Below are 19,760 nucleotides of genomic sequence, written 5' to 3'. Positions count from 1 at the left end.
GGAGTCGCTGATTGAAAAAAGCACTTACGAATGTAAGTGCTTTTTTGCATTGTATTACAAGGCCCGGCAGGAGATAAATATAATTTATGAGAAAAATAAAAGCTGAACTGGTGCCAGTTCAGCTTTTATTTTAAAGGCGTCCGCTGCAGTTAAGCACGTGACGAATTTTATGTTGTACCATATTTTTAATTGCTTCGCGAGCGGGTTTTAAATATTGACGTGGGTCGAAATCAGAAGGGTTGTTGATGAGGTGCTCGCGAATAGAGGCAGTCATTGCTAAACGTAAGTCTGTATCAATGTTGATTTTGCAAACACCGAGCTTGCTTGCCTGAAGCAGCATAGCTTCAGGTACTCCTTGTGCGCCGCCAATTTGTCCACCAAAGTCATTGCATTTCTTAACGAACTCAGGCAATACAGTAGAAGCACCGTGCAATACGAGCGGGAAGTTAGGCAGGAGTTTTGTAATGGTTTCCAGGCGCGCGAAGTCGAGAGAAGGCTCACCTTTAAACTTATAAGCTCCATGACTGGTGCCGATTGCAATCGCTAGTGAATCAACACCGGTACGCTTTACAAATTCTACAGCTTGATCCGGATCAGTATAAGTTGCATCTTTGGCACTAACATTAACGGCATCTTCTACACCGGCCAGCTTGCCTAACTCGCCTTCAACTACAACACCGTGAGCGTGCGCATATTCAACTACTTTTTTTGTTAGCGCAATATTTTCTTCGAATGGCAATCTGGAGCCATCAATCATGACTGAGGAAAAACCACCATCTATACAGGACTTGCATATTTCAAAATCTTCACCGTGATCCAAGTGAAGGCAGATTGGTAATCCGGAATCTTCAAGCGCTGCTTCAATCAATTTGATTAAATAGATATGTTTAGCATATTTGCGGGCGCCTGCAGAGACCTGTAGAATAAGAGGAGCCTGTTCTTCTTTGGCAGCGTCAACAATACCCTGAATGATTTCCATATTGTTAACGTTAAATGCGCCTATGGCGTATTGGCCTTCATAGGCCTTTTTAAAAAGTTCTGTAGAGGTTACTAATGGCATGCGATTCCCTCCCGGAAAGTTTATAGTCGATCCTTATTATACCATATTAGTGAGCATTATGCATAAACAGTATATGCTCATTCAAAGAAATGTATCATATTTCTTGTCTAATCTTATCTTTTATTCCAAGCACTGTTAATATAGACAGCATATCAGGCGGAAGAGGACTATGGATGGTGAGCAATTCATTGGTAATTGGATGATTAAAAGCAAGTTTGCCGGCGTGCAATGCCTGGCGATTAATGAGATCTGTACAACCTCCGTAAAGATCATCACCGAGAAGCGGATGACCAATGTGTGAAAAATGTACTCGAATCTGATGAGTTCTTCCGGTCCGTAAAGCAATCTGCATTAAGCTTGCTGTAGATGTCCCGCTAATTGTTCGGTAGTCGGTAACTGCTTCTTGACCACTTGCTGAAATCATTCGCTCAATGATACTGCCCGGTTTTCTCCCGATCGGAGCATCTATTGTACCAGATAAGGGCTGGGGCTGGCCGGTTACGATTGCCTGGTAAGAACGCTGTACATGCTTAATGCCTTGCCCGGATAAAAGATGATGAATATAAGCATTTTTGGCAACGAGCAGGAGGCCTGAGGTTTGACGGTCAAGGCGATGAACCGGATGAAAATCACAGCTTTGTCCACTTTCCCGGTAATGATGCAATACGCCATTGGCAATGGTTATGCCATCCTGTCTGGCAGTAGGGTGAACCATGATGCCAGAGGGCTTGTCTATTACAAGTAGAGCGTTATCTTCGTAGGCGATGACAAGGGGCATAGCAATAGGTTCAAGTTTATTCTCCAGAGGCCAGGAGACCGTTATTTGATCCTGATTGAATACCGGCTCATTCCAGTTGATGTGTGCACCATTGCGGGTGATGACGCCATTATGTTTAATCCGTCGGCGGAGTGTCAGTGAAAGACCGGATTTTCGCAGAAATTCTTTCAATGGCAGTGCGGATAGTTCAGTAGAGACAAGTAAGTCTAGCATAGCTGCTCCTTTCTGATTATGCTTAGTATGGGAAAGATAATAGGATTGTTATTACAGTATTTTTTAATATAGTATATGCTAAAAAATAAATTGAGGCGATCGAGATGATCGCCTCAATATTACACCATGCCTTGGATTATGGCAACAATTTCTGACATATGTTCTCGTTCCATTGCCATTGATTCTTTAAAATAGTCAATCATAGGGCTGCCACGTAAGGCCCAAAGATGAATGAAACGTTGATGCCTCCGAATAAGGGCAAGTAAAAGGAGCAGTAATAGCTCTCGATTGGCGGCAAATTTTCTTTCTACATATTCGTTATCTTCTTCGTCACGTAACCCGGTACCCAGTTTTTTCATGGTAGCTGCTAAATCTTCATCATGCATTGTTAGCATGTGGATGATATCCATGTAGCTGTGCCAATGATTTTCTGCCATGGTATCCAAGCTGTCCCGCATAGTCCCAGTCGCCAGTTCTGAGGCCTCCAGCGCTGTGCTCATTAGTTCTAATTGTTCTATTGCTTCTTGGTTAAGCACTTTCATATGATCTATATCTACAGCCATGGGCTTACGCTCTCGTCGTTTCCACACCAGACATTCCTCCCTTCTGTCATACTAGTATATACTATGCGGAGGTTGACTTGGGTGTGTAGAAGTTAGAACATGCGGCCGTGAGATTTGTACGGAGCAATGAAACGCAGCATTTTAATAGGAATATGCATAGAAATTGACTTACGATGAAAACATACATTGACGATGATGAAATCGCAGCCTACGTAGCATAAGGTACCACAGAAAGATTCGCGACGGCAGATACGGGCATCGACGGAAAAGAGGACTTCGTCACCTAATAAACACATAATACGGTCTTTCATCGTTTCTGTCGGATATGCTTTATGAGGCATATCATCGCAGCACATCATTTCTTTCTCTGGATAATCGCAACACTCCATATTATCACCATGGTACCAATGCGGGTATTTGCTTTCCATAAACAAGAAACCTCCTTTATTTATGATGGGAAAAATGTTAAAATCTATGTTATCTACCTGGTATCATCATATGCAGGTTCGAAACATAATGCTACAGGTGTAAATTTTTAGCTGCGATATTTAGAAAGTTTAATTTTAAATATAACTCGAAGGAAGTGTGAATAAGCTTCTTGTGTCCTTTCTGGATAGTATATTCACGATTGGCTCTTAAAGTGATGAACGAAGAGCAGTGTAGAACCAATGAATAAAATGTTTGGTGTGGTACTGATTATAAAAGTAAGCAGGAAATTTTACTTTCACCCGCGAAAGTATTCATGTTATAGTAGATCTTATTTCTGCAGGTGAGGGGAACGTAGATGGATATTTTAAACTACAGTAATGTTATACTTGTTGGATTCTTAGTATGGCTCACGCTTGCACCTCGAGTTGGTAATCCACGGTATGGTGAATTATTTTTAGCCTATATGGTAACGTTAATGCTTTGCCTTATTGGTACCTCTGAAATCTTAATGGTAAAACCAATAGCTTTCTTTTTTACCGTTGGAGGAGTATTGGCTTTTGTATATGTTGTTGCCCGCAGTACAATCCGTATTTCTATTAAGAAGTAATTTAAAATCACTTAGGGGGATTAGCGATGGCTAAAGACTGTTCTTTTGATGTTGTATCGGATGTAGATATGCAGGAAGTGGATAATGCAATTAATCAAACCGTTAAGGAAATTAACCAGCGTTTTGATTTTCGGGGAAGTAAGGCAGAGATAAAACAAGAAGAAGATGTCATTAAGCTTGTTGCTGATAGTGACTATAAGCTGCAAAGTATCATTGACATTCTTCATGCTAAAGCCGTAAAAAGAGGGATTTCACTAAAATGTTTCGAATATGGCAAAATTGAGGCTGGATCTCATGGTACTGTTCGCCAGATCGTCACTATTAAAAAGGGCATAAGCAAAGAAAAAGCGAAAGATGTTATCGCTGCTCTTAAAGATAGTAAACTAAAAGTCCAGGCGCAAATTATGGATGATCAGGTACGTGTATCAGGAAAAGACAAGGACGAGTTACAAAAGGCAATTATGAAATTAAAACAAAGTGATTTCAATATTGACTTACAGTTTATTAACTTTCGCTCTTAATACATATAAAAAAACTCCGCAGCAATTTTTGCTGCGGAGTTTTTACTCTTATTTTATTTATCGTTTGTAAGGCCGAGAACATCGAGGACCTTGAAGCTGAGGCTAAAGAAGATGGAGGCAACTGTTGCCAGCGCCATCCCCTTCAGGGTTACTGTTCCGATCGTAATGTAAGCGCCGCTAATACCAATGATAAGCACAACTGAGGTTAGGATTAGATTGCGAGGCAGGCTGTAATCTACTTTTGATTCAACCAGCATACGAATCCCGGAGGCTGCAATCACTCCGAATAGCAGCAGCGAAACTCCACCCATAACAGGGACTGGGATACTTTGAATAGCGGCAGCAAGCTTACCGACAAAAGATAGGACAATCGCGATTATGGCTGCTCCACCGATAACCCAGGTGCTATACACTTTGGTGATTGCCATAACACCAATATTTTCACCATAAGTAGTGTTGGGAGTGGAGCCTAGGAAGCCTGAAATGATTGTGGAAAGACCATTGCCAAGTAACGAACGGTCCAGTCCAGGATCGCGTGTTAAATCCCGTCCAACAATATTGCCTGTTACCACAAGGTGACCAATGTGCTCTGCAATGACTACAAGTGCAGCTGGAACAATGGTAGCAATGGCAGCAAGATTGAACTCAGGGCTATAGAAAGTAGGAGCGGCAAACCAAGGTGCATTTGCAACTATGTTCAAATCAATCATTCCCATCGAAAAAGCAAGGATATAGCCAGCTAAGATTCCGATTAGAATTGGTATAACAGATAAGAAGCCACGGAATAAGATTGAGCCAAAAATTGTTACCAGTAAGGTGAAGGCAGAAACCGTAATCACTTTTGGGTCTAATGTTTTAGCAGTCAAGCCGGCCATATCAGCTGCTACGGGAGCCAGCTCTAAACCAATAACAGCAACAATAGCGCCCATGGCTGCCGGAGGAAAGACAACGTCGATCCATTTCGTTCCAATCACTTTGATACTTAAGCCGACCACTGTGAAGATGGCACCAACAACGATGAAACCACCCAGAGCTGCATTATAACCATATTGGGGAAGGATTACGAACACCGGGGAGAGAAAGGCGAAGCTTGATCCTAGATAAGCCGGGATTCTGCCTTTGCAAATAAATAAATATAGAAGAGTGCCGATACCGTTCATCAATAAAATTGTGGCAGGATTTACCTTAAATAGTATGGGAACAAGGACAGTAGCTCCAAACATGGCAAACAAATGCTGTAAGCTTAGTGGAAGTGTTTGCAGGATGGGCAGTTTTTCTTCAACTTGAATAATTCTTTGGCTGCTCATAATGATCCCCCTCTTTTTTTCATTAATAAAAGCCTCTTACCGGAGTAAGAGGCTTGAAGGTCCAATATGGCCATAAAAATACAAAGGCCGCTTATTGTATACCTTCCTAGTCTCTCCGGACTAATTTAAAGGTCAGTTTTCTTTTTATAGACTAACACAAACCTACTAGTCCTGTCCATATTTTTTTATAATTTGACAATAACTATCATTTTTTGCTAGGCATATGAAAATCTTTTGAGTACAATAAGAAGATAGGGGAAAATACAGGAGGATTCTATGGCCAAAAAACTAAGTGGATCACGAGTGAATCGATCAAATAAAGATAATGACGGACAAATACAGGCTGGCGTCCATTATGTACGCCATGCTGTGCAAGAAGAGCGCTGGAAGCATGAGCATGAATATAATCTTGCTCTTGAAGGACAGTTGGCTAGTTTGAGTAAGCTGTCTTACGAACCGGTCGATTATCAGCCACTCTTAGAACGGCAAGCCTTTGTAGAAAGAAGTATTCCGAATTTTGATCATTTGCCTGTTGAGGCTAAGCGTAAAGTAGAGGAAAGCTTCATTACTCCGTTAGCAACTAAAGGTGGTGGACTAGTTGTAGGCGTAATTGCCATGTTACTCAGTAATAGTAATGCCCTGTTTTTAGGAGCAACATTTGTAGTAAATGTTTTTCTGGCAGTTTCTATATACTTAACAGCGCAGGATCGCCAGAAAGCAATTAATACGGCAGTTGCCAATGCAGAACTGGAGGGCGAAAGACGGCGCACTGCGATTGAACAACAGATCGAAGCAGAGCGGGCTGAACATGACAAAAAAGAAGATGAAAGAATCGGGGCAATAGAAAGACTGCTGGCAGGTGAAAGATCAGCTATACTTGCCCGCTTGGATGAAGTTTTATCCAAAATGATTATGCCATCTCCAATTGAGCTTAATATTGATATATTAAACAACATATTACTAGTAAGAGTATGGTTACCTGATAAAGTCGTTATTCCGACGCATATATCCAGTTTATCAAGTGCCGGAAGAGTTCGTTATGAACAAAAAGAACCTAGGCAAATCAATAAACAATACATCGAATTATGTGCGGCAATTGTTATGCAGGTTATCGCGTGCATATACGAAAACATTCCTTCGATTGATAAGAGCTATTTTCAAGGATTCATTAAGGGCGACACCCAGGATGAATGTGTTATTGATTTAGTTGTGGATCGAGATATGGTGCAAACAATTTGCCGATCTAATTCGGGACTAGCCGCTATTCGAGCTGCTGAAGGGAGCTTAACCTGTGATACCAATCTGGTTATAGAACCCGTTAAGCCCAGTGTACCGGATGGATGGTCCGATGACAAACTGCAATTAATCCATGCTTTGAAGGTCCGAATTTATAAATAGGCATTATTCTTTAAAAAAAATTAGTGATAATTATCCTTATATTAGAGGAATTTTTAATTAAATAGGTAATATACTAATACAATGCTAATCATTTCCAATAATAAGGAGGACTATCATGAAATTTGCTGAGGTTATGAAAACTGATGACTGGAAAACAGAAAAACACGTACCGGTGATTGATTGTCCCGATACAGTCAAAGCAGGTGCTAAAGTGGCTGTTGAAGTAGGTGTTGGCAACGAGATTGCTCATCCCAACACAACAGAGCATCACATTCGCTGGATTAAGCTTTATTTCATGCCCGAGAATGGCAAATTTGCTTATGAGTTGGCTAATTTTGATTTTGCTGCCCATGGCGAATCCGTTGAAGGAGCTAATAAAGGTCCTGCCTACACTGAGCCATTTGGCAAAGCTTTGATCAAACTTACTTCATCAGGAACGTTATTGGCGACTGCGTACTGTAATATTCACGGAATTTGGGAGAATTCCAAGAAGATTGTAGTAGAAGCATAAGGAAACTAGTTGTGCCCCGGTGAGAACCGGGGCATTTTTACATCCTCATGACTCAAATATTATTGGAAGATAGTAAACAAGATCATATAATGACGAAATACATACATTTATGTCTATTGTAAAGAGGAAATTGTCTCTCTCCAGAGAATATAGATAAAGGGAAATAGAATTCTATTGGATGAGGGAGATGCGAAGTGTCTTTAGTTGTAAGAAAATTTGGCGGCAGTTCGGTGGCTACACCGGAAAAAATAAAAGCAGTGGCCGCAAGAGTATTGCGGGACAAGAAGCCCGAAGACAAAATAGTAGTGGTTGTATCTGCAATGGGAGATACAACAGATGAATTAATCGGCTTAGCAAAAGCAATGACCGGTAAGCACTATGGCCGGGAGATGGACATGCTTTTATCTACTGGTGAACAAATTACTATTGCGTTACTGGCAATGGCTTTTTCTGAAATGGGCCACCCGGCAATTTCTTTTACAGGATTTCAAGCCGGGATTCACACAAGTGCTACGTACGGTAAGGGACGAATTAATGAGATTGAACCACAACGTGTATTAGACGAATTAGAAGCGGGAAAAATTGTCGTTGTAGCCGGTTTTCAGGGAATTAATGCTTGTGGTGATATTGTGACTTTGGGGCGGGGTGGATCGGATACTACTGCAGTAGCGCTTGCCGGTGCCATCAGTGCAGATGTTTGTGAAATTTTTACAGACGTAGAAGGAATATACTCAGCTGATCCGCGAATAGTTGTTAATGCGAAAAAAATGCAGGAAGTTACTTATAATGAAATGCTTGAAATGGCTCGCTTAGGTGCTCTTGTCATGCAGCCCCGGTCGGTGGAAATGGGAAAGCATTATCATGTACCCATTCACGTACGCTCAACATTTACAGAAAAAACAGGGACAATCATCAGGGAGGAATATACGATGGAAGAACGTGAATTTATTATACGAGGGGTAACCCATGATACGAATGTAGTCAAAATTGCTGTATTGGGTGTTCCTGATCGCCCGGGAATTGCTTACAAGATTTTCTCAGCGCTGGCAGAGGCTAACATTGATGTAGATATGATTGTTCAGAGTATCCGCAATGCAGATAAAAATATGAATGATATTGTGTTTACTGTTACTAAGCCAGACTTAGTACAAGCAAAAGAGATTCTGGACGAAATTGCCCGTGAGTTAGATCTTTTGGATGTGGTTATAAAAGAAACGGTAGCCAAAGTCTCTGTTGTTGGTGCCGGTATGCTTGGCAGCCCGGGAATTGCCGCAACGATGTTTGGTGCATTAGGAGACGCCGGAATCAATATTGAAGTTATCAGTACATCTGAGATTAGCATTTCCTGCTTAATTGATGCAGGGCAAGTAAGAGAAGCGGTTAATGCAATTCACCAGCGTTTCTTCCCGGAATAATTTGCTTTAAAAGGCTATAAAGCAGTTTGATTATCCTGATTTAATTAGGATAATCAAACTGCTTTTTTTCTGTATCTGCTGATATTGAGCCATTTATTGGCAGGCGGCAATTCACAGGACTTTTGTCGTATTTATAGAATTATGTAAACAAAATCACTTATTAACCATTTAACTGAATACTACATATTTACTAGTTAATGGATAGCGGAGTTTGAGGAGGACGAGAGATGAAGCAAAAGGTTACCGCTGCCTTATTTGCGTTGATGTTAGTTCCGGTACCAAGCTTCGCTGATTCGCCAAGTACTGATGATATGAAAACTCTTATACCGCCCCAAGCCATCAATACGGCTGAATTAACTTCCGGCAATAAGACCGTTAATGCAGACGCTATTTTTGGCCGGCAGCCTCTTATTGTCGGCGAAGGGATGTTTATTGATATTAATGGAATGAAAGGGATATATATGGGGCCTAACAAAAGCCGGTTTCATGCAATTGGTTTCGTTGGGCAGCCTAATGAAGCAAGCATTAGCCTTGATACAATTGCACTTGATATTGGCACGACTGTTTCAGGAATAGATGTTGGTGTTGGGTATATAAAAGCAAATGATATTGAAGATAGCAAATACTGGTCTTTTAATGCCGGCACCAAGGTATCCAATAATGTAACCTTAAGTGGATCATACATGAAGAATGATAACTCAACAGCCAATGGTTATTTGGTGCAAGCGACCTTTGGTAAAATTGAACAAAAAGGTGATATTAACTATGCAGTTTCTTATCGTGACGTTGAAGACCGGGCAGTTAATTCAAATTGGGTGAATACGGAAGCATATGCAAATTCGAAAGGGTTTCGAGCTACTGCTAATTATAAGGTTACTGAGAATGGTACCCTGAGTTTGTATCAGGACTTCACCACACGCCACGACGATGAGACTGTAAAACCTAACCAGTTTCGGGCTGAATTTAATGTAATTTTTTAATCTCCAAAATTTACATGGAATTGAATTCTGGTTAAAAGCCATTCTATAAATGGAACCAAAATAAAAAAATTCACGGAGGTGTTCTTCATGTCAAGGAGCAGAAAACCTGTGAATCCTGCAGCTCAACAGGCTCTTGAACAACTAAAGCTTGAAACCGCAGCCGAAATTGGTTTATCCGATTACAAGAATCAGTACAAAGGTGCGTTGACCTCTGCTGATAACGGTCGCGTAGGCGGTCATATGGTCCGTAAGATGATCGAAGCTCAGGAACAAAAATTCTCTGGAACTACAAGTCAAAACACTAGCGGAACTTTAACTGCTAAATATGACGCTAACAAAAAACCCTAATTGAGTTCATGTTAAATGCAAAAGCAGGCCGAATGGCCTGCTTTTGCTATATGCATGATAACCAGCATTTTTTTTATTATTTAAATCAAGTGACAGGATTTACCTAACTTCTCCAGAATAAGTAACAATATTTGGTATAAGGAGGCTTGCGATATAACAGCTCATTTTGACCACGACCGTAATTGTGAGCCAGTTAGCCTGCAGGAGAGAATTGTACTGTGATGGCGATGATCATTAATGAGATAACAGGAAAACGCAACGCCGATCATGAGTAATGTTTTATAGAGTTTTTAACCTGGTTACATTAGGGCGTATCTGAAAACTGTCTGACCACTTCCTGACGCACTTTTTACACTATACTGCGGCTCGTCATTGGTCAGCCCGCTAGTTTTCAGACACTTCCCAGTTGTGTTAATTGCACAAAAGGAGTGGTAGCATTTGGAGACAGTTTTAATTAAAAATTTAGGCAGTCATGTAGGTCAGCAGGTTACAATTCAGGGGTGGCTGTATAATCGCAGGTCATCAGGGAAGATTCAGTTTCTGATTGTCCGGGATGGCAGCGGTTTGGTACAGGGTGTTATGGTAAAAAAAGAGATTGCACCTGAATTATATGAAGCAGCCCAAACACTTACCCAGGAAAGCTCTTTAAAACTAACCGGCATTGTTATGGATGAGCCCCGTGCCTTAGGCGGCTATGAAATGCAGGTAACAGGAGTGGAAATCGTAACAATTGCTGAAGAGTATCCCATTACGCATAAAGAGCATGGTGTCGATTTTCTAGCAGAACGACGTCACTTGTGGATTCGTACACCCCGGCAAGTCGCGATATTGCGCATTCGTTCAGAGATCGAGCATGCGTTACGGGAATTTTTCTATCAGCATGATTTTGTACTCGCTGATGCACCAATCATAACGCCTGCAGCATGCGAAGGTACAACAAACCTGTTTGAATTGGACTATCATGGTGATAAAGGCTATTTATCACAGAGTGGACAGCTCTATAATGAAGCAACAGCATTAGCGTTAGGGCGGATTTATTGTTTTGGACCGACCTTCCGGGCTGAAAAATCTAAGACCCGCCGTCATTTGCTGGAGTTTTGGATGATTGAAGCTGAAATGGCTTATTTTGATGTAGATGATAATATGAAATTGCAAGAAGAAATGATCTGTTTTGTTATTCAGCGCGTCTTGAAAAAATGTGCCAATGAATTGCAGACTCTAGGGCGGGATGTTGCCAAGCTTGAGGCCGTAAAACTGCCTTTTCCGCGTATTAGCTATACTGATGCGGTAGAAATACTGAAACAGGCCGGCGAAGATTTTGTATGGGGAGACGACTTTGGCGCACCTCATGAAACGATCATATCCAATCATTTTAATGCACCGGTATTTGTGCATCGCTATCCGACTGCAATTAAAGCTTTTTATATGAAGCCTGATCCTGCCGACTCCAAGGTTGTTCTAGGCGCAGATCTTTTAGCTCCGGAAGGTTATGGCGAAATTATTGGCGGTGGTCAGCGGATTGATGATCTCAATTTGCTCAAGCAGCGTATTGCAGAGCATAAATTACCCGAAGAGGCTTTTGAATGGTACCTTGATTTACGACGCTACGGTTCAGTTCCTCACTCGGGCTTTGGTCTTGGCCTGGAACGAACTGTTGCCTGGCTTTGTGGACTCGACCATATTCGGGAGACAATTCCGTTTCCACGATTATTGCATAAAATGTATCCTTGAGGCCTTTTAATTGCCCGGAAATATAGTAAAGGGATATCTAAAATAATATTTATGGGAGGAAGAAAAAATGATTACAAGTTTAGCGGCTTCACATGCCAAAGGAAAATTTGCGACTGATAAGATTTTCGGCGCCAGCGGGGCTGCCAATCAAGCGGTTCTTGCGGTTGGCAAAGATAAAGTTACGAATGCAACAATTGGTGCTTTGCTGGATGACAATGAGAAATTGGTTTGCCTGCCTACAATTGAAAAAGCTTGGCGCGAACTTCCCATGAATGAAGTGATTAACTATGCCCCTATATCCGGATTACCGGAATTTTTGGATGCCGCTATTGAGTTATCATTTGCTGATAACCGGCCTGAGGCCTATGCAAAGGGGATTGCCACGTCCGGTGGTTCCGGTGTCATCCATCATACCGTATGGAATTACACAGAGATTGGTGATACGATTTTAACCTCTGACTGGTATTGGGGGCCATACAAGGTATTGTGTGAGGATGCGTTGCGCAAGCTAGATACATATACTCTTTTTGATGAAAATCAAAATTTTAATATCCGCGCATTTGAAAGCAAGGTTAAGGCGCTGCTGGAGAAACAGGATAATTTGGTTGTTCTGCTAAATACACCTGCTCATAATCCAACAGGATACAGCTTAACTGACGGAGAATGGGACAAGGTTATTGATCTATGCAAAGACTGCGCTGCTAATGCCAATAAACGCATTATCCTATTAATTGACATCGCTTATTTAGATTATGCCGGTGAGAAAAATGCCAGCCGTGCATTCATGAAAAAATTAGGAAATCTGCCGTCTAATGTGTTGGCTATCTTAGCCTTCAGTATGTCTAAGGGGTATACGATGTATGGACAACGTACGGGAGCCATGATCGGTATATCTTCCAGTGAACAAGTAATAAAAGAATTTGAAGACATTAATCAATATACCAGCCGTGCTACCTGGTCCAATATTAATCGTGGCTGCATGAGGCTATTATCCAATATTTATCAGGATAAAACGCTGCAGGCTCAAATGGAAAAGGAACGGGAAGGATATTATAAATTAATTCATCAGAGAGCCAGTATCTTCACCGCAGAAGCTGCCGCAGCTAATTTAACCATGCTGCCCTATGTAGCTGGCTTCTTTATTACGGTACCGGCTGAAAATCCCGATGCTGTATGCGATAAATTACATGACGATTACATTTATGCTGTTCCACTAGGGAAAGGTATCCGTATCGCTGTTTGTGCTGTACCACAAGCTAAAATGCTAGGTATGGCCGGTAAAGTAGCAGCTTCGATTGCCGCGTCTGGTAAATAATACTATTGTTTTGCATTAGCCTATTTTTTGTTTTTGGAGATACTATCTTCAAAGGAGGCGATGCAAAAGTGGGATTTAAAAAGAAAAATTGCTTAGATAATACAACGTGGGAATTTCCGCGCACCGGCTTCTGGTTAGTGCATATAGTAGGGTCTTTTTGTATTTTTATGTTAGGCGCACGGTTTGCTGCTCGCCGTATTCCAATAGTCCCAATAATGGCTTTACGGTTGCTGCGAATGATCCGTGAGCGGTAGCAACAGCTTTAAAGGGAGAAAGAGCGACATTTAGCGCTCTTTCTTTTTTTACGGGATAAATAAGGTCGCTCCTTCGTATATATTTATACCGCCTTATATGAACCACGAAGACTAGTGTCTTGGCAAAGTTGTGAATTAGAATTAGACAGTGTAGATTTTTTTGCAATACAAGGCGGAGGAGTTCCGCACATATCGGAAATATGTAAGGCGACGACAACGCAGCAGTGCGAAAAAAGTACGCTGGCTAAGCTAAGATTTAACTTAGTCAAGACACTCTACATGGAGGTTAAAGAATGAAGGAACAGATATCCATCCAGCTAAAGACAGGAGAAACGCACCAATTCGCAAAAGGCAGTACTTTGCTGGAAATAAGCACAGCAATTAGCAAACAAACAGCAACGCCAGTACTGGCTGCTAAAGTTAACAATGATGTGCGCGATTTGCAAAGCTCGCTTCAAGCCGATGCTACAATTGAATTGTTGGACCTTACAACAGAAGAAGGAATAAAGGTATATCAAAGAAGCTTGACTTTTGTTATGATTGTAGCTGCGGCGGAGTTGTTTCCCGACGGAGAAATTACAGTTGAACATTCGCTTAGCAAGGGGCTGTATTGTGAACTGCATCGGCAGGTGGAAGTTACAGCTGCTGATATAGCTGCGCTTGAGCAGCGTATGAGAGAAATAATACGTGAGGACCGGCCAATTATCCGCACGAAGCTGCTGTTAGCCGAGGCAATAAAACTCTTTGAATCTGCTGGACAGCTAGAAAAGGTTAAGCTTTTGTGCCAGTTGGAGCGAGAGCAGGTAAGTCTCTACTATTGCGGTCCGACTTTTGAATACTTTTATGGAACTATGGCTCCTAGTACAGGCTATTTAAAGCATTTTGAAGTGCGCTTTTATCCACCTGGCTTGCTGCTCCGTTTTCCGGAGAAGGAAAAGCCGAATGAACTTCCCCCTTTTATTGAATTGCCTAAACTGGCTAAGGTATTTTTAGAGGCTGAACAATGGGGAAAAATTATGAAATGCGGTTATGTTGGCGACTTAAATGAGTATATTGAAGAAGGCAACCTTACGACCATTATCCGTGTAGCAGAAGCTCTCCATGAGAAAAAAATAGCGCAGATAGCTGACTTTATATCAGAACATCGCAAAGAAGTCCGGGTAATTTTAGTAGCGGGGCCATCTTCATCAGGTAAAACCACGTTTGCTCAGCGCTTAACAATTCAGTTAAGAGTGAATGGAGTGCGCCCTGTTCCGATTTCGCTGGATGATTATTTTGTTGACCGTGACTTTACCCCTCGGGATGAAAAGGGCAATTATGATTTTGAAGCAATTGAAGCAATTGATCTGGAATTATTTAATGAGCATCTTACGCGCCTGCTGCAAGGCGAAGAGGTAAAGATACCTTCTTATAATTTTATGACAGGCCAGCGTGAATATAGAGGGCATATCATCAAGGTTAATAAGGAACAGCCGTTGATTATTGAAGGAATTCATGGTTTGAATGAGCGACTGACTGCGGCCATCGCCAAAGAGCATAAAGTAAAGATTTACGTGAGTGCTTTAACGCAGTTGTCTATTGATAATCATAACCGTATTCCAACCACAGATGCACGACTTTTGAGACGCATTGTCAGAGACAGTCAGTTCCGTTCTCAGGATGCTTTGAAAACACTGCGTATGTGGCCCTCCGTGCGAAGAGGCGAGGAACGAAATATTTTTCCTTTTCAGGAAGAAGCAGATATTATGTTCAACTCTGCACTCATTTATGAACTTGCAATATTAAAAAAATATGCAATTCCTTTGCTCGAAAAAGTTGGTCCTAATGAATCCGTATATTCCGAAGCACAACGGATGCTAAACTTTTTAGCCTACTTTAAGTCTGCTGTAGATGATCAGATTCCCCCCAATTCTATTTTGCGGGAATTTGTTGGTGACTCTTGTTTTTATTAAGGAAAAGTCCTCAGGCTGTTAACAGCCTGAGGACTTTTTATATTTCTATTTACGGTTTTTTTCGAAAAACTCCAAGGCAACTTCCGGGAAAACTGCGTAGGACAGCACGTCTTCAGTACTGGCATTAGGAAAGCCTTTTTCGGCCAGCTCCTGACGGAACTTGTCCATTTGCGGTGCAATATCATCGGCAGGGCGATGCGTAATAACCGGATCATCACCAATAATGGTTTTTAGCAGCTCAGGGTCAATTGGTGCTGGTGTACGGCCATATTTACCACGTGCTAGATCTTTAATTTCTCTTGGAACAACTTTATAGCGGCCAAGCATAACATTAAAGGCTGCCATAGAGCCAATGATCTGACTGGTAGGAGTAACGAGGGAGGGGTAACCCAAATCAGCCCGCACGCGAGGCATTTCTTCCAGCAGCTCAGGATATTTATCCGCCATACCCTGCTCCTTGAGCTGATTAAGCAGATTGGATAACATACCGCCGGGGATTTGGAAAGTGAGAACTTTTGTGTCAATATCCATAGCAGTATTCAGTTTGAATGTTTCAGCAAGTTGTTTTTTTACAGTGCGGAAATGATCAGCAATCGGATAAAGTGCTTCTTTTTTCAAGCCTGTATCGCGCTCATGACCTTCCAGTGCCGCAATAAGTGCTTCTGTGGCGGGCTGGGAGGTTCCCATAGCAAAGGGAGATAAAGCGCAATCAACGATATCAACGCCAGCTTCTATCGCTTTTAAATAGGTCATAGAAGCCATACCGCTGGTGTAGTGTGTATGGAGATGAATGGGAACTGTAATTTCAGACTTAAGCTTTTTCACTAACTCATAGGCATCATATGGGGCGAGCAAGCCGGCCATATCTTTAATACATACCGAGTCGGCGCCAAGAGAAACCAGATCACGGGCTACCTGCAGGAAGGTATCGTTGGTATGATAAGGGCTGATGGTATAGACAAAAGCTCCTTCTACATGAGCACCGGCTTGTTTGGCTGCTCTCATCGATACTTCCAGATTACGCACATCATTGAGTGCATCAAAGATACGAATAACACGAACACCGTTGTCAACGGACCGATTCACAAACTCCCTGACAACATCATCAGCGTAATGATTATAACCTAATACATTTTGACCTCTAAGCAGCATTTGAATAGGGGTCTTGGGTAAGTGTCTGCGCAAGGTCCGCAGTCGTTCCCAGGGATCTTCATTTAAAAAACGCAGGCAGCTGTCAAAAGTGGCGCCACCCCAGGCTTCCAATGCCCAAAAACCAATATCATCCAATTGTTCGAGAATAGGCAGCATGTCGGACATGCGCATACGAGTGGCTGCTAAGGATTGATGGCCGTCTCTCAGCACGGTTTCAACAATTTTTACGGGATGCTGATTTGTCATCAGTAGTAGTCCCTCCTAAAATAGTATACAGTATACTTTTATAATAACAAATTTTACTAGAATTGGCACTGGAAATTTAGTTTAATTTACGGGCCAATAAAGCAGCCATTGTGCTTTCACCGGTAAGTTCCGGCAAATCCTCACCTTGGCTTTGGCCCAAGCGGACCAAGATAGAGTAAACCTGCGGATTTTCAACAGGCGTATGGGCATGAGATGCATTGCCATAGTGATTGACATGAGTGGTACCTTCTTCAGGGGAAATGATGCGCCCAGGGCCACCGACGCAGCCTCCTTTACAGGCCATACCCTCAATAAAGTTGTGAGTAAGCTGCCCCTGGCGAATATCCTCCATTGCTTTTTGGCAGTCAGGAATGCCGTCAACCCGAAGTGGAGAAAAGCTCTGTGCACGGCGGGGAACCAGTTTTTCCAGTGTTGCGCCAACGGCAGCGCTGACACCGCCAGTACGGGCATATAGGCGTCCACCCCAGGAAGCTTGTGCATTTTCTTCGTCTGGCTGCTCGGCAGGATTGATGCCGGCTGCTTCAAAAATAGTAGCCAGCTCCTGAAAGGTCAGTACAAAATCGACAGCGCCCTTCAGATCAGGCAGCACAGCCTCTGTTTTTTTTGCAATGCAGGGGCCGATGAATACTACTTTAGCATCAGGCTCTAATGCCTTAATGACTCGACCGGAAGCGACCATTGGTGATACGGAGGGAGAAATATGGTCTAGCAAGTCGGGGAACTTTGTTTCAATCAATTTAATCCAAATGGGGCAGCAGCAGCTGGTAATTAAAAAATCGGAGCTGTCTTTCACATGGTGATTGAACTCAAAGGCTTCCTTAATGGTAATCAGATCAGCATACAGTGCCGTTTCCACCATTTCTATAAAACCGAGCTTAAGCAATGCTGTGCGCAGTTTTCCCGGTGTAACGGCAGGCCCAAATTGTCCGGCAAAAGCCGGTGCGATAGAAACGTAGACAGGATGTGTTTTTTGTTTCAATAATTCAATGAGCGGGACAAACTGTGATTTTTGCGAAAGTGCGCCAAAGGAACAGGCATCAACACAGTAGCCATCACCGAGACATTTCGTGTGATCAATTTTGAGGACACCAAAATCATCGTGGCTGATGGCATGGACCGGACAAATTTTTTCGCAATGACGTTCAGCCGGATTACAGGAACGGCAGCCAGACGGATCGGCTACTACAATTGGTTCGCTGCCCATACCCATGAGTGCAAGCTCATCATCATCCTGCAGTACGTAATCAAAAGTATGGGGATTAAGCCCCATAGCAATTCGAATCTGATTGGCAACGTGCAGACGGGTTGTTTCGTCTTCGTATTCAGCATGTACCATCCGGCAGATTTCCTCCCGGCTTTCAAAGAGCTTGCCTTCCCAGGCTGCTTTGGCAACTTGATATAAAATCCGGGGCCGAATATTCAGTGAAGCTGGTTGCGTGGACATGTTATCACCTCATTAATTGTAGGTTATTTCCTATATTTACTATTTATCCGAATTTTCCTGCAATATGTTTTTCTATTGCGGTTTTTGTCCCTTTTTGTTATTGTTAGTGAGGATTCAAGGTTAACATATACTGGGAGGGATTAAGTAGTGCAACAACAAGGACGTAATGATGAAAGAAATTTGCGTCGCGACTTAGGACTTATTCCTGCAACTGCCCTTGTTGTGGGGATGGTAATTGGTTCCGGCATTTTTATGAAGCCCGGCAAAGTCATTTTAGCTGCCGGTGATTCGACGCTAGCTTTGGCTGCTTGGGTAATCGGCGGCCTTATTACATTAGCTGCAGGATTAACTATTGCTGAATTAGGAGTTCAGATTCCCAAGACAGGCGGCTTATACGCATGTCTCGATGAAGTCTACGGCAAGTTTTGGGGATATCTTTTCGGCTGGGTACAGACGGTTATTTATGGACCGGCTCTTGTAGGGGCTTTGGGACTGTATTTTTCATCCTTACTGATTCCTTTCTTCAGTAGCTCTGAAGAATTGAAGCTGCCTTTGGCAATAGGAACAATTCTCTTTCTTTCGGCTGTTAATTCCCTGGGGACCCGCTATGGAGGAATGATTCAATCGGCAGCTACGGTAGCCAAGCTGGTGCCAATTGCTTTAATTGTGGTGTTTGGCTTATGGAAAGGGAATGCTCAAATACTGTCAATGCCTAGCGGCGCTAGTGATTCTGCTGGAATGGGAGCGGCGGTACTGGCTACCCTCTGGGCTTATGATGGCTGGATTGGTGTAGGTTTTGTCGCAGGGGAGATGAAAAATCCCGCTCAAATGCTGCCAAGAGCGATTATCATCGGTTTAGGAACAGTTATGGTTGCCTATTTGGCAATAAATCTTGCTCTTCTTCATGTGCTGCCTGCAGCGGAAATTGTAACGCAAGGAAAACTGGCAGCCGGGTCGGCGGCCACCTGGTTATTTGGAGATGTTGGCGGTAAATTAATTAATATTGGTATTTTAATATCCATATTTGGTGCATTGAATGGCTATATTCTTACCTGTCCACGAGTCTCCTATGCGATGGCTTTGCGGGGACAATTGCCGGCATCGTCATTGCTCAGCCAAACAAGCCGGTTTGGCACTCCGCTTAACGCAATTGGTATGCAGTTTTTATTAGCAGTTTTGTTTGTCACAGTAGGTGACCCTGACCGTTTAACTGATCTGGCGATGTTCATTATCTGGGGCTTCTACATTCTTGGATTTGCGGCGATCTTTATTTTACGACGTAAAACCAGTCCGGAAAAGCGACCTTATAGTGTACCGGCTTTTCCGTTAGTTCCAGTAATCGCGATTGTGGGTTCCGTTTATATTGTTATCAGTACAGTCATGAACAATCCTACCGATGCGATAGTAGCTCTTGGAATTACTGCAGCTGGGATACCCTTGTATTGGCTGCTTAACCATATGGGAAAGCAACAGAGCAAAGCTTAAATAGCGTAAATAAGTAAAGGACACACAGCA

Annotated in this window: 18 protein-coding genes; 11 read left to right on the top strand and 7 right to left on the bottom strand. The window is 42.5% G+C overall.

Annotated elements, in window-relative coordinates; genetic code table 11:
- Nucleotides 1-130: 130 nt before the first annotated feature.
- From fba to RTR76_RS15130, 4 genes are all read right to left on the bottom strand, one after another.
- Entirely contained in the window at nt 131-1,060 is a 930-nt protein-coding gene (fba, locus tag RTR76_RS15145) for a class II fructose-1,6-bisphosphate aldolase (RefSeq protein WP_312522090.1), read from the bottom strand.
- A gap of 94 nt (nt 1,061-1,154) precedes the next feature.
- Nucleotides 1,155-2,051: an RluA family pseudouridine synthase gene (locus RTR76_RS15140; RefSeq protein WP_312522088.1), complete on the bottom strand. Its 897-nt coding sequence runs from the start codon at nt 2,049-2,051 to the stop codon at nt 1,155-1,157.
- A gap of 119 nt (nt 2,052-2,170) precedes the next feature.
- Entirely contained in the window at nt 2,171-2,641 is a 471-nt protein-coding gene (locus tag RTR76_RS15135; RefSeq protein ID WP_312522086.1) for a hypothetical protein, read from the bottom strand.
- A 65-nt stretch (nt 2,642-2,706) separates the two neighbouring features.
- A complete protein-coding gene (locus RTR76_RS15130) occupies nt 2,707-3,042 on the bottom strand; it encodes a hypothetical protein (RefSeq protein ID WP_312522084.1) in 336 nt (111 codons plus the stop codon).
- A 356-nt stretch (nt 3,043-3,398) separates the two neighbouring features.
- On the opposite strand from RTR76_RS15130, the gene RTR76_RS15125 reads away from it, so the two are divergent.
- On the top strand, nt 3,399-3,650 hold the full coding sequence (locus tag RTR76_RS15125; protein ID WP_312522083.1) for a hypothetical protein: 252 nt from the start codon (nt 3,399-3,401) through the stop codon (nt 3,648-3,650).
- A 26-nt stretch (nt 3,651-3,676) separates the two neighbouring features.
- Nucleotides 3,677-4,171 carry a YajQ family cyclic di-GMP-binding protein gene (locus tag RTR76_RS15120; protein ID WP_312522081.1) on the top strand — a complete coding sequence of 165 codons (495 nt, stop codon included), beginning with the start codon at nt 3,677-3,679 and terminating at the stop codon, nt 4,169-4,171.
- 53 nt (nt 4,172-4,224) lie between these two features.
- Here the strand turns inward: RTR76_RS15120 and uraA are convergent, their stop codons facing one another.
- Nucleotides 4,225-5,478, bottom strand: coding sequence for a uracil permease (gene uraA / locus RTR76_RS15115; RefSeq protein WP_312522079.1), 1,254 nt, complete (start codon nt 5,476-5,478; stop codon nt 4,225-4,227).
- A gap of 276 nt (nt 5,479-5,754) precedes the next feature.
- Between uraA and RTR76_RS15110 the strand changes: the two genes are divergently transcribed.
- From RTR76_RS15110 to RTR76_RS15075, 8 genes are all read left to right on the top strand, one after another.
- Nucleotides 5,755-6,876: a hypothetical protein gene (locus RTR76_RS15110; RefSeq protein ID WP_312522077.1), complete on the top strand. Its 1,122-nt coding sequence runs from the start codon at nt 5,755-5,757 to the stop codon at nt 6,874-6,876.
- 115 nt (nt 6,877-6,991) lie between these two features.
- Nucleotides 6,992-7,387 (top strand): class II SORL domain-containing protein, encoded by a 396-nt coding sequence (locus RTR76_RS15105; RefSeq protein ID WP_312522075.1) that lies wholly within the window; start codon nt 6,992-6,994, stop codon nt 7,385-7,387.
- A gap of 194 nt (nt 7,388-7,581) precedes the next feature.
- Nucleotides 7,582-8,802: an aspartate kinase gene (locus RTR76_RS15100; RefSeq protein ID WP_312522073.1), complete on the top strand. Its 1,221-nt coding sequence runs from the start codon at nt 7,582-7,584 to the stop codon at nt 8,800-8,802.
- Between the two features lie 227 nt (nt 8,803-9,029).
- Nucleotides 9,030-9,782, top strand: coding sequence for a hypothetical protein (locus tag RTR76_RS15095; RefSeq protein WP_312522071.1), 753 nt, complete (start codon nt 9,030-9,032; stop codon nt 9,780-9,782).
- An 87-nt stretch (nt 9,783-9,869) separates the two neighbouring features.
- Nucleotides 9,870-10,130 carry an alpha/beta-type small acid-soluble spore protein gene (locus RTR76_RS15090; protein ID WP_312522069.1) on the top strand — a complete coding sequence of 87 codons (261 nt, stop codon included), beginning with the start codon at nt 9,870-9,872 and terminating at the stop codon, nt 10,128-10,130.
- A gap of 438 nt (nt 10,131-10,568) precedes the next feature.
- The gene (asnS, locus tag RTR76_RS15085) at nt 10,569-11,861 is read left to right on the top strand and encodes an asparagine--tRNA ligase (RefSeq protein ID WP_312522067.1); all 1,293 of its coding nucleotides are present in this window, start codon (nt 10,569-10,571) and stop codon (nt 11,859-11,861) included.
- 67 nt (nt 11,862-11,928) lie between these two features.
- On the top strand, nt 11,929-13,176 hold the full coding sequence (locus tag RTR76_RS15080; protein WP_312522065.1) for an aminotransferase class I/II-fold pyridoxal phosphate-dependent enzyme: 1,248 nt from the start codon (nt 11,929-11,931) through the stop codon (nt 13,174-13,176).
- Nucleotides 13,177-13,723: 547 nt separating this feature from the next.
- On the top strand, nt 13,724-15,382 hold the full coding sequence (locus tag RTR76_RS15075) for a TGS domain-containing protein (protein ID WP_312522063.1): 1,659 nt from the start codon (nt 13,724-13,726) through the stop codon (nt 15,380-15,382).
- A gap of 45 nt (nt 15,383-15,427) precedes the next feature.
- Here RTR76_RS15075 and RTR76_RS15070 read toward each other — a convergent pair whose 3' ends face one another.
- Nucleotides 15,428-16,780: a pyruvate carboxylase subunit B gene (locus RTR76_RS15070; RefSeq protein ID WP_312522061.1), complete on the bottom strand. Its 1,353-nt coding sequence runs from the start codon at nt 16,778-16,780 to the stop codon at nt 15,428-15,430.
- 76 nt (nt 16,781-16,856) lie between these two features.
- A complete protein-coding gene (locus RTR76_RS15065) occupies nt 16,857-18,245 on the bottom strand; it encodes a [Fe-Fe] hydrogenase large subunit C-terminal domain-containing protein (RefSeq protein WP_312522059.1) in 1,389 nt (462 codons plus the stop codon).
- A gap of 147 nt (nt 18,246-18,392) precedes the next feature.
- Between RTR76_RS15065 and RTR76_RS15060 the strand changes: the two genes are divergently transcribed.
- Nucleotides 18,393-19,730 (top strand): amino acid permease, encoded by a 1,338-nt coding sequence (locus RTR76_RS15060; protein WP_312522057.1) that lies wholly within the window; start codon nt 18,393-18,395, stop codon nt 19,728-19,730.
- Nucleotides 19,731-19,760 lie beyond the last annotated feature (30 nt).

This window comes from Anaerospora sp. (genome assembly GCF_032013335.1).
In the GTDB taxonomy this organism is placed as follows: Bacteria; Bacillota; Negativicutes; order Sporomusales; family DSM-15969; genus Anaerospora.
This window is presented reverse-complemented; position numbering and strand designations above follow the sequence as displayed.

Coding starts and splice junctions, on each gene's coding strand:
- fba (WP_312522090.1), bottom strand. CDS start 1,060: ATGCCATTAGTAACCTCTACAGAACTTTTTAAAAAGGCCTATGAAGGC.
- RTR76_RS15090 (WP_312522069.1), top strand. CDS start 9,870: ATGTCAAGGAGCAGAAAACCTGTGAATCCTGCAGCTCAACAGGCTCTT.
- RTR76_RS15065 (WP_312522059.1), bottom strand. CDS start 18,245: ATGTCCACGCAACCAGCTTCACTGAATATTCGGCCCCGGATTTTATAT.
- RTR76_RS15130 (WP_312522084.1), bottom strand. CDS start 3,042: ATGGAAAGCAAATACCCGCATTGGTACCATGGTGATAATATGGAGTGT.
- RTR76_RS15120 (WP_312522081.1), top strand. CDS start 3,677: ATGGCTAAAGACTGTTCTTTTGATGTTGTATCGGATGTAGATATGCAG.
- RTR76_RS15075 (WP_312522063.1), top strand. CDS start 13,724: ATGAAGGAACAGATATCCATCCAGCTAAAGACAGGAGAAACGCACCAA.
- RTR76_RS15080 (WP_312522065.1), top strand. CDS start 11,929: ATGATTACAAGTTTAGCGGCTTCACATGCCAAAGGAAAATTTGCGACT.
- uraA (WP_312522079.1), bottom strand. CDS start 5,478: ATGAGCAGCCAAAGAATTATTCAAGTTGAAGAAAAACTGCCCATCCTG.
- RTR76_RS15095 (WP_312522071.1), top strand. CDS start 9,030: ATGAAGCAAAAGGTTACCGCTGCCTTATTTGCGTTGATGTTAGTTCCG.
- RTR76_RS15125 (WP_312522083.1), top strand. CDS start 3,399: ATGGATATTTTAAACTACAGTAATGTTATACTTGTTGGATTCTTAGTA.
- RTR76_RS15110 (WP_312522077.1), top strand. CDS start 5,755: ATGGCCAAAAAACTAAGTGGATCACGAGTGAATCGATCAAATAAAGAT.
- RTR76_RS15140 (WP_312522088.1), bottom strand. CDS start 2,051: ATGCTAGACTTACTTGTCTCTACTGAACTATCCGCACTGCCATTGAAA.
- RTR76_RS15070 (WP_312522061.1), bottom strand. CDS start 16,780: ATGACAAATCAGCATCCCGTAAAAATTGTTGAAACCGTGCTGAGAGAC.
- RTR76_RS15105 (WP_312522075.1), top strand. CDS start 6,992: ATGAAATTTGCTGAGGTTATGAAAACTGATGACTGGAAAACAGAAAAA.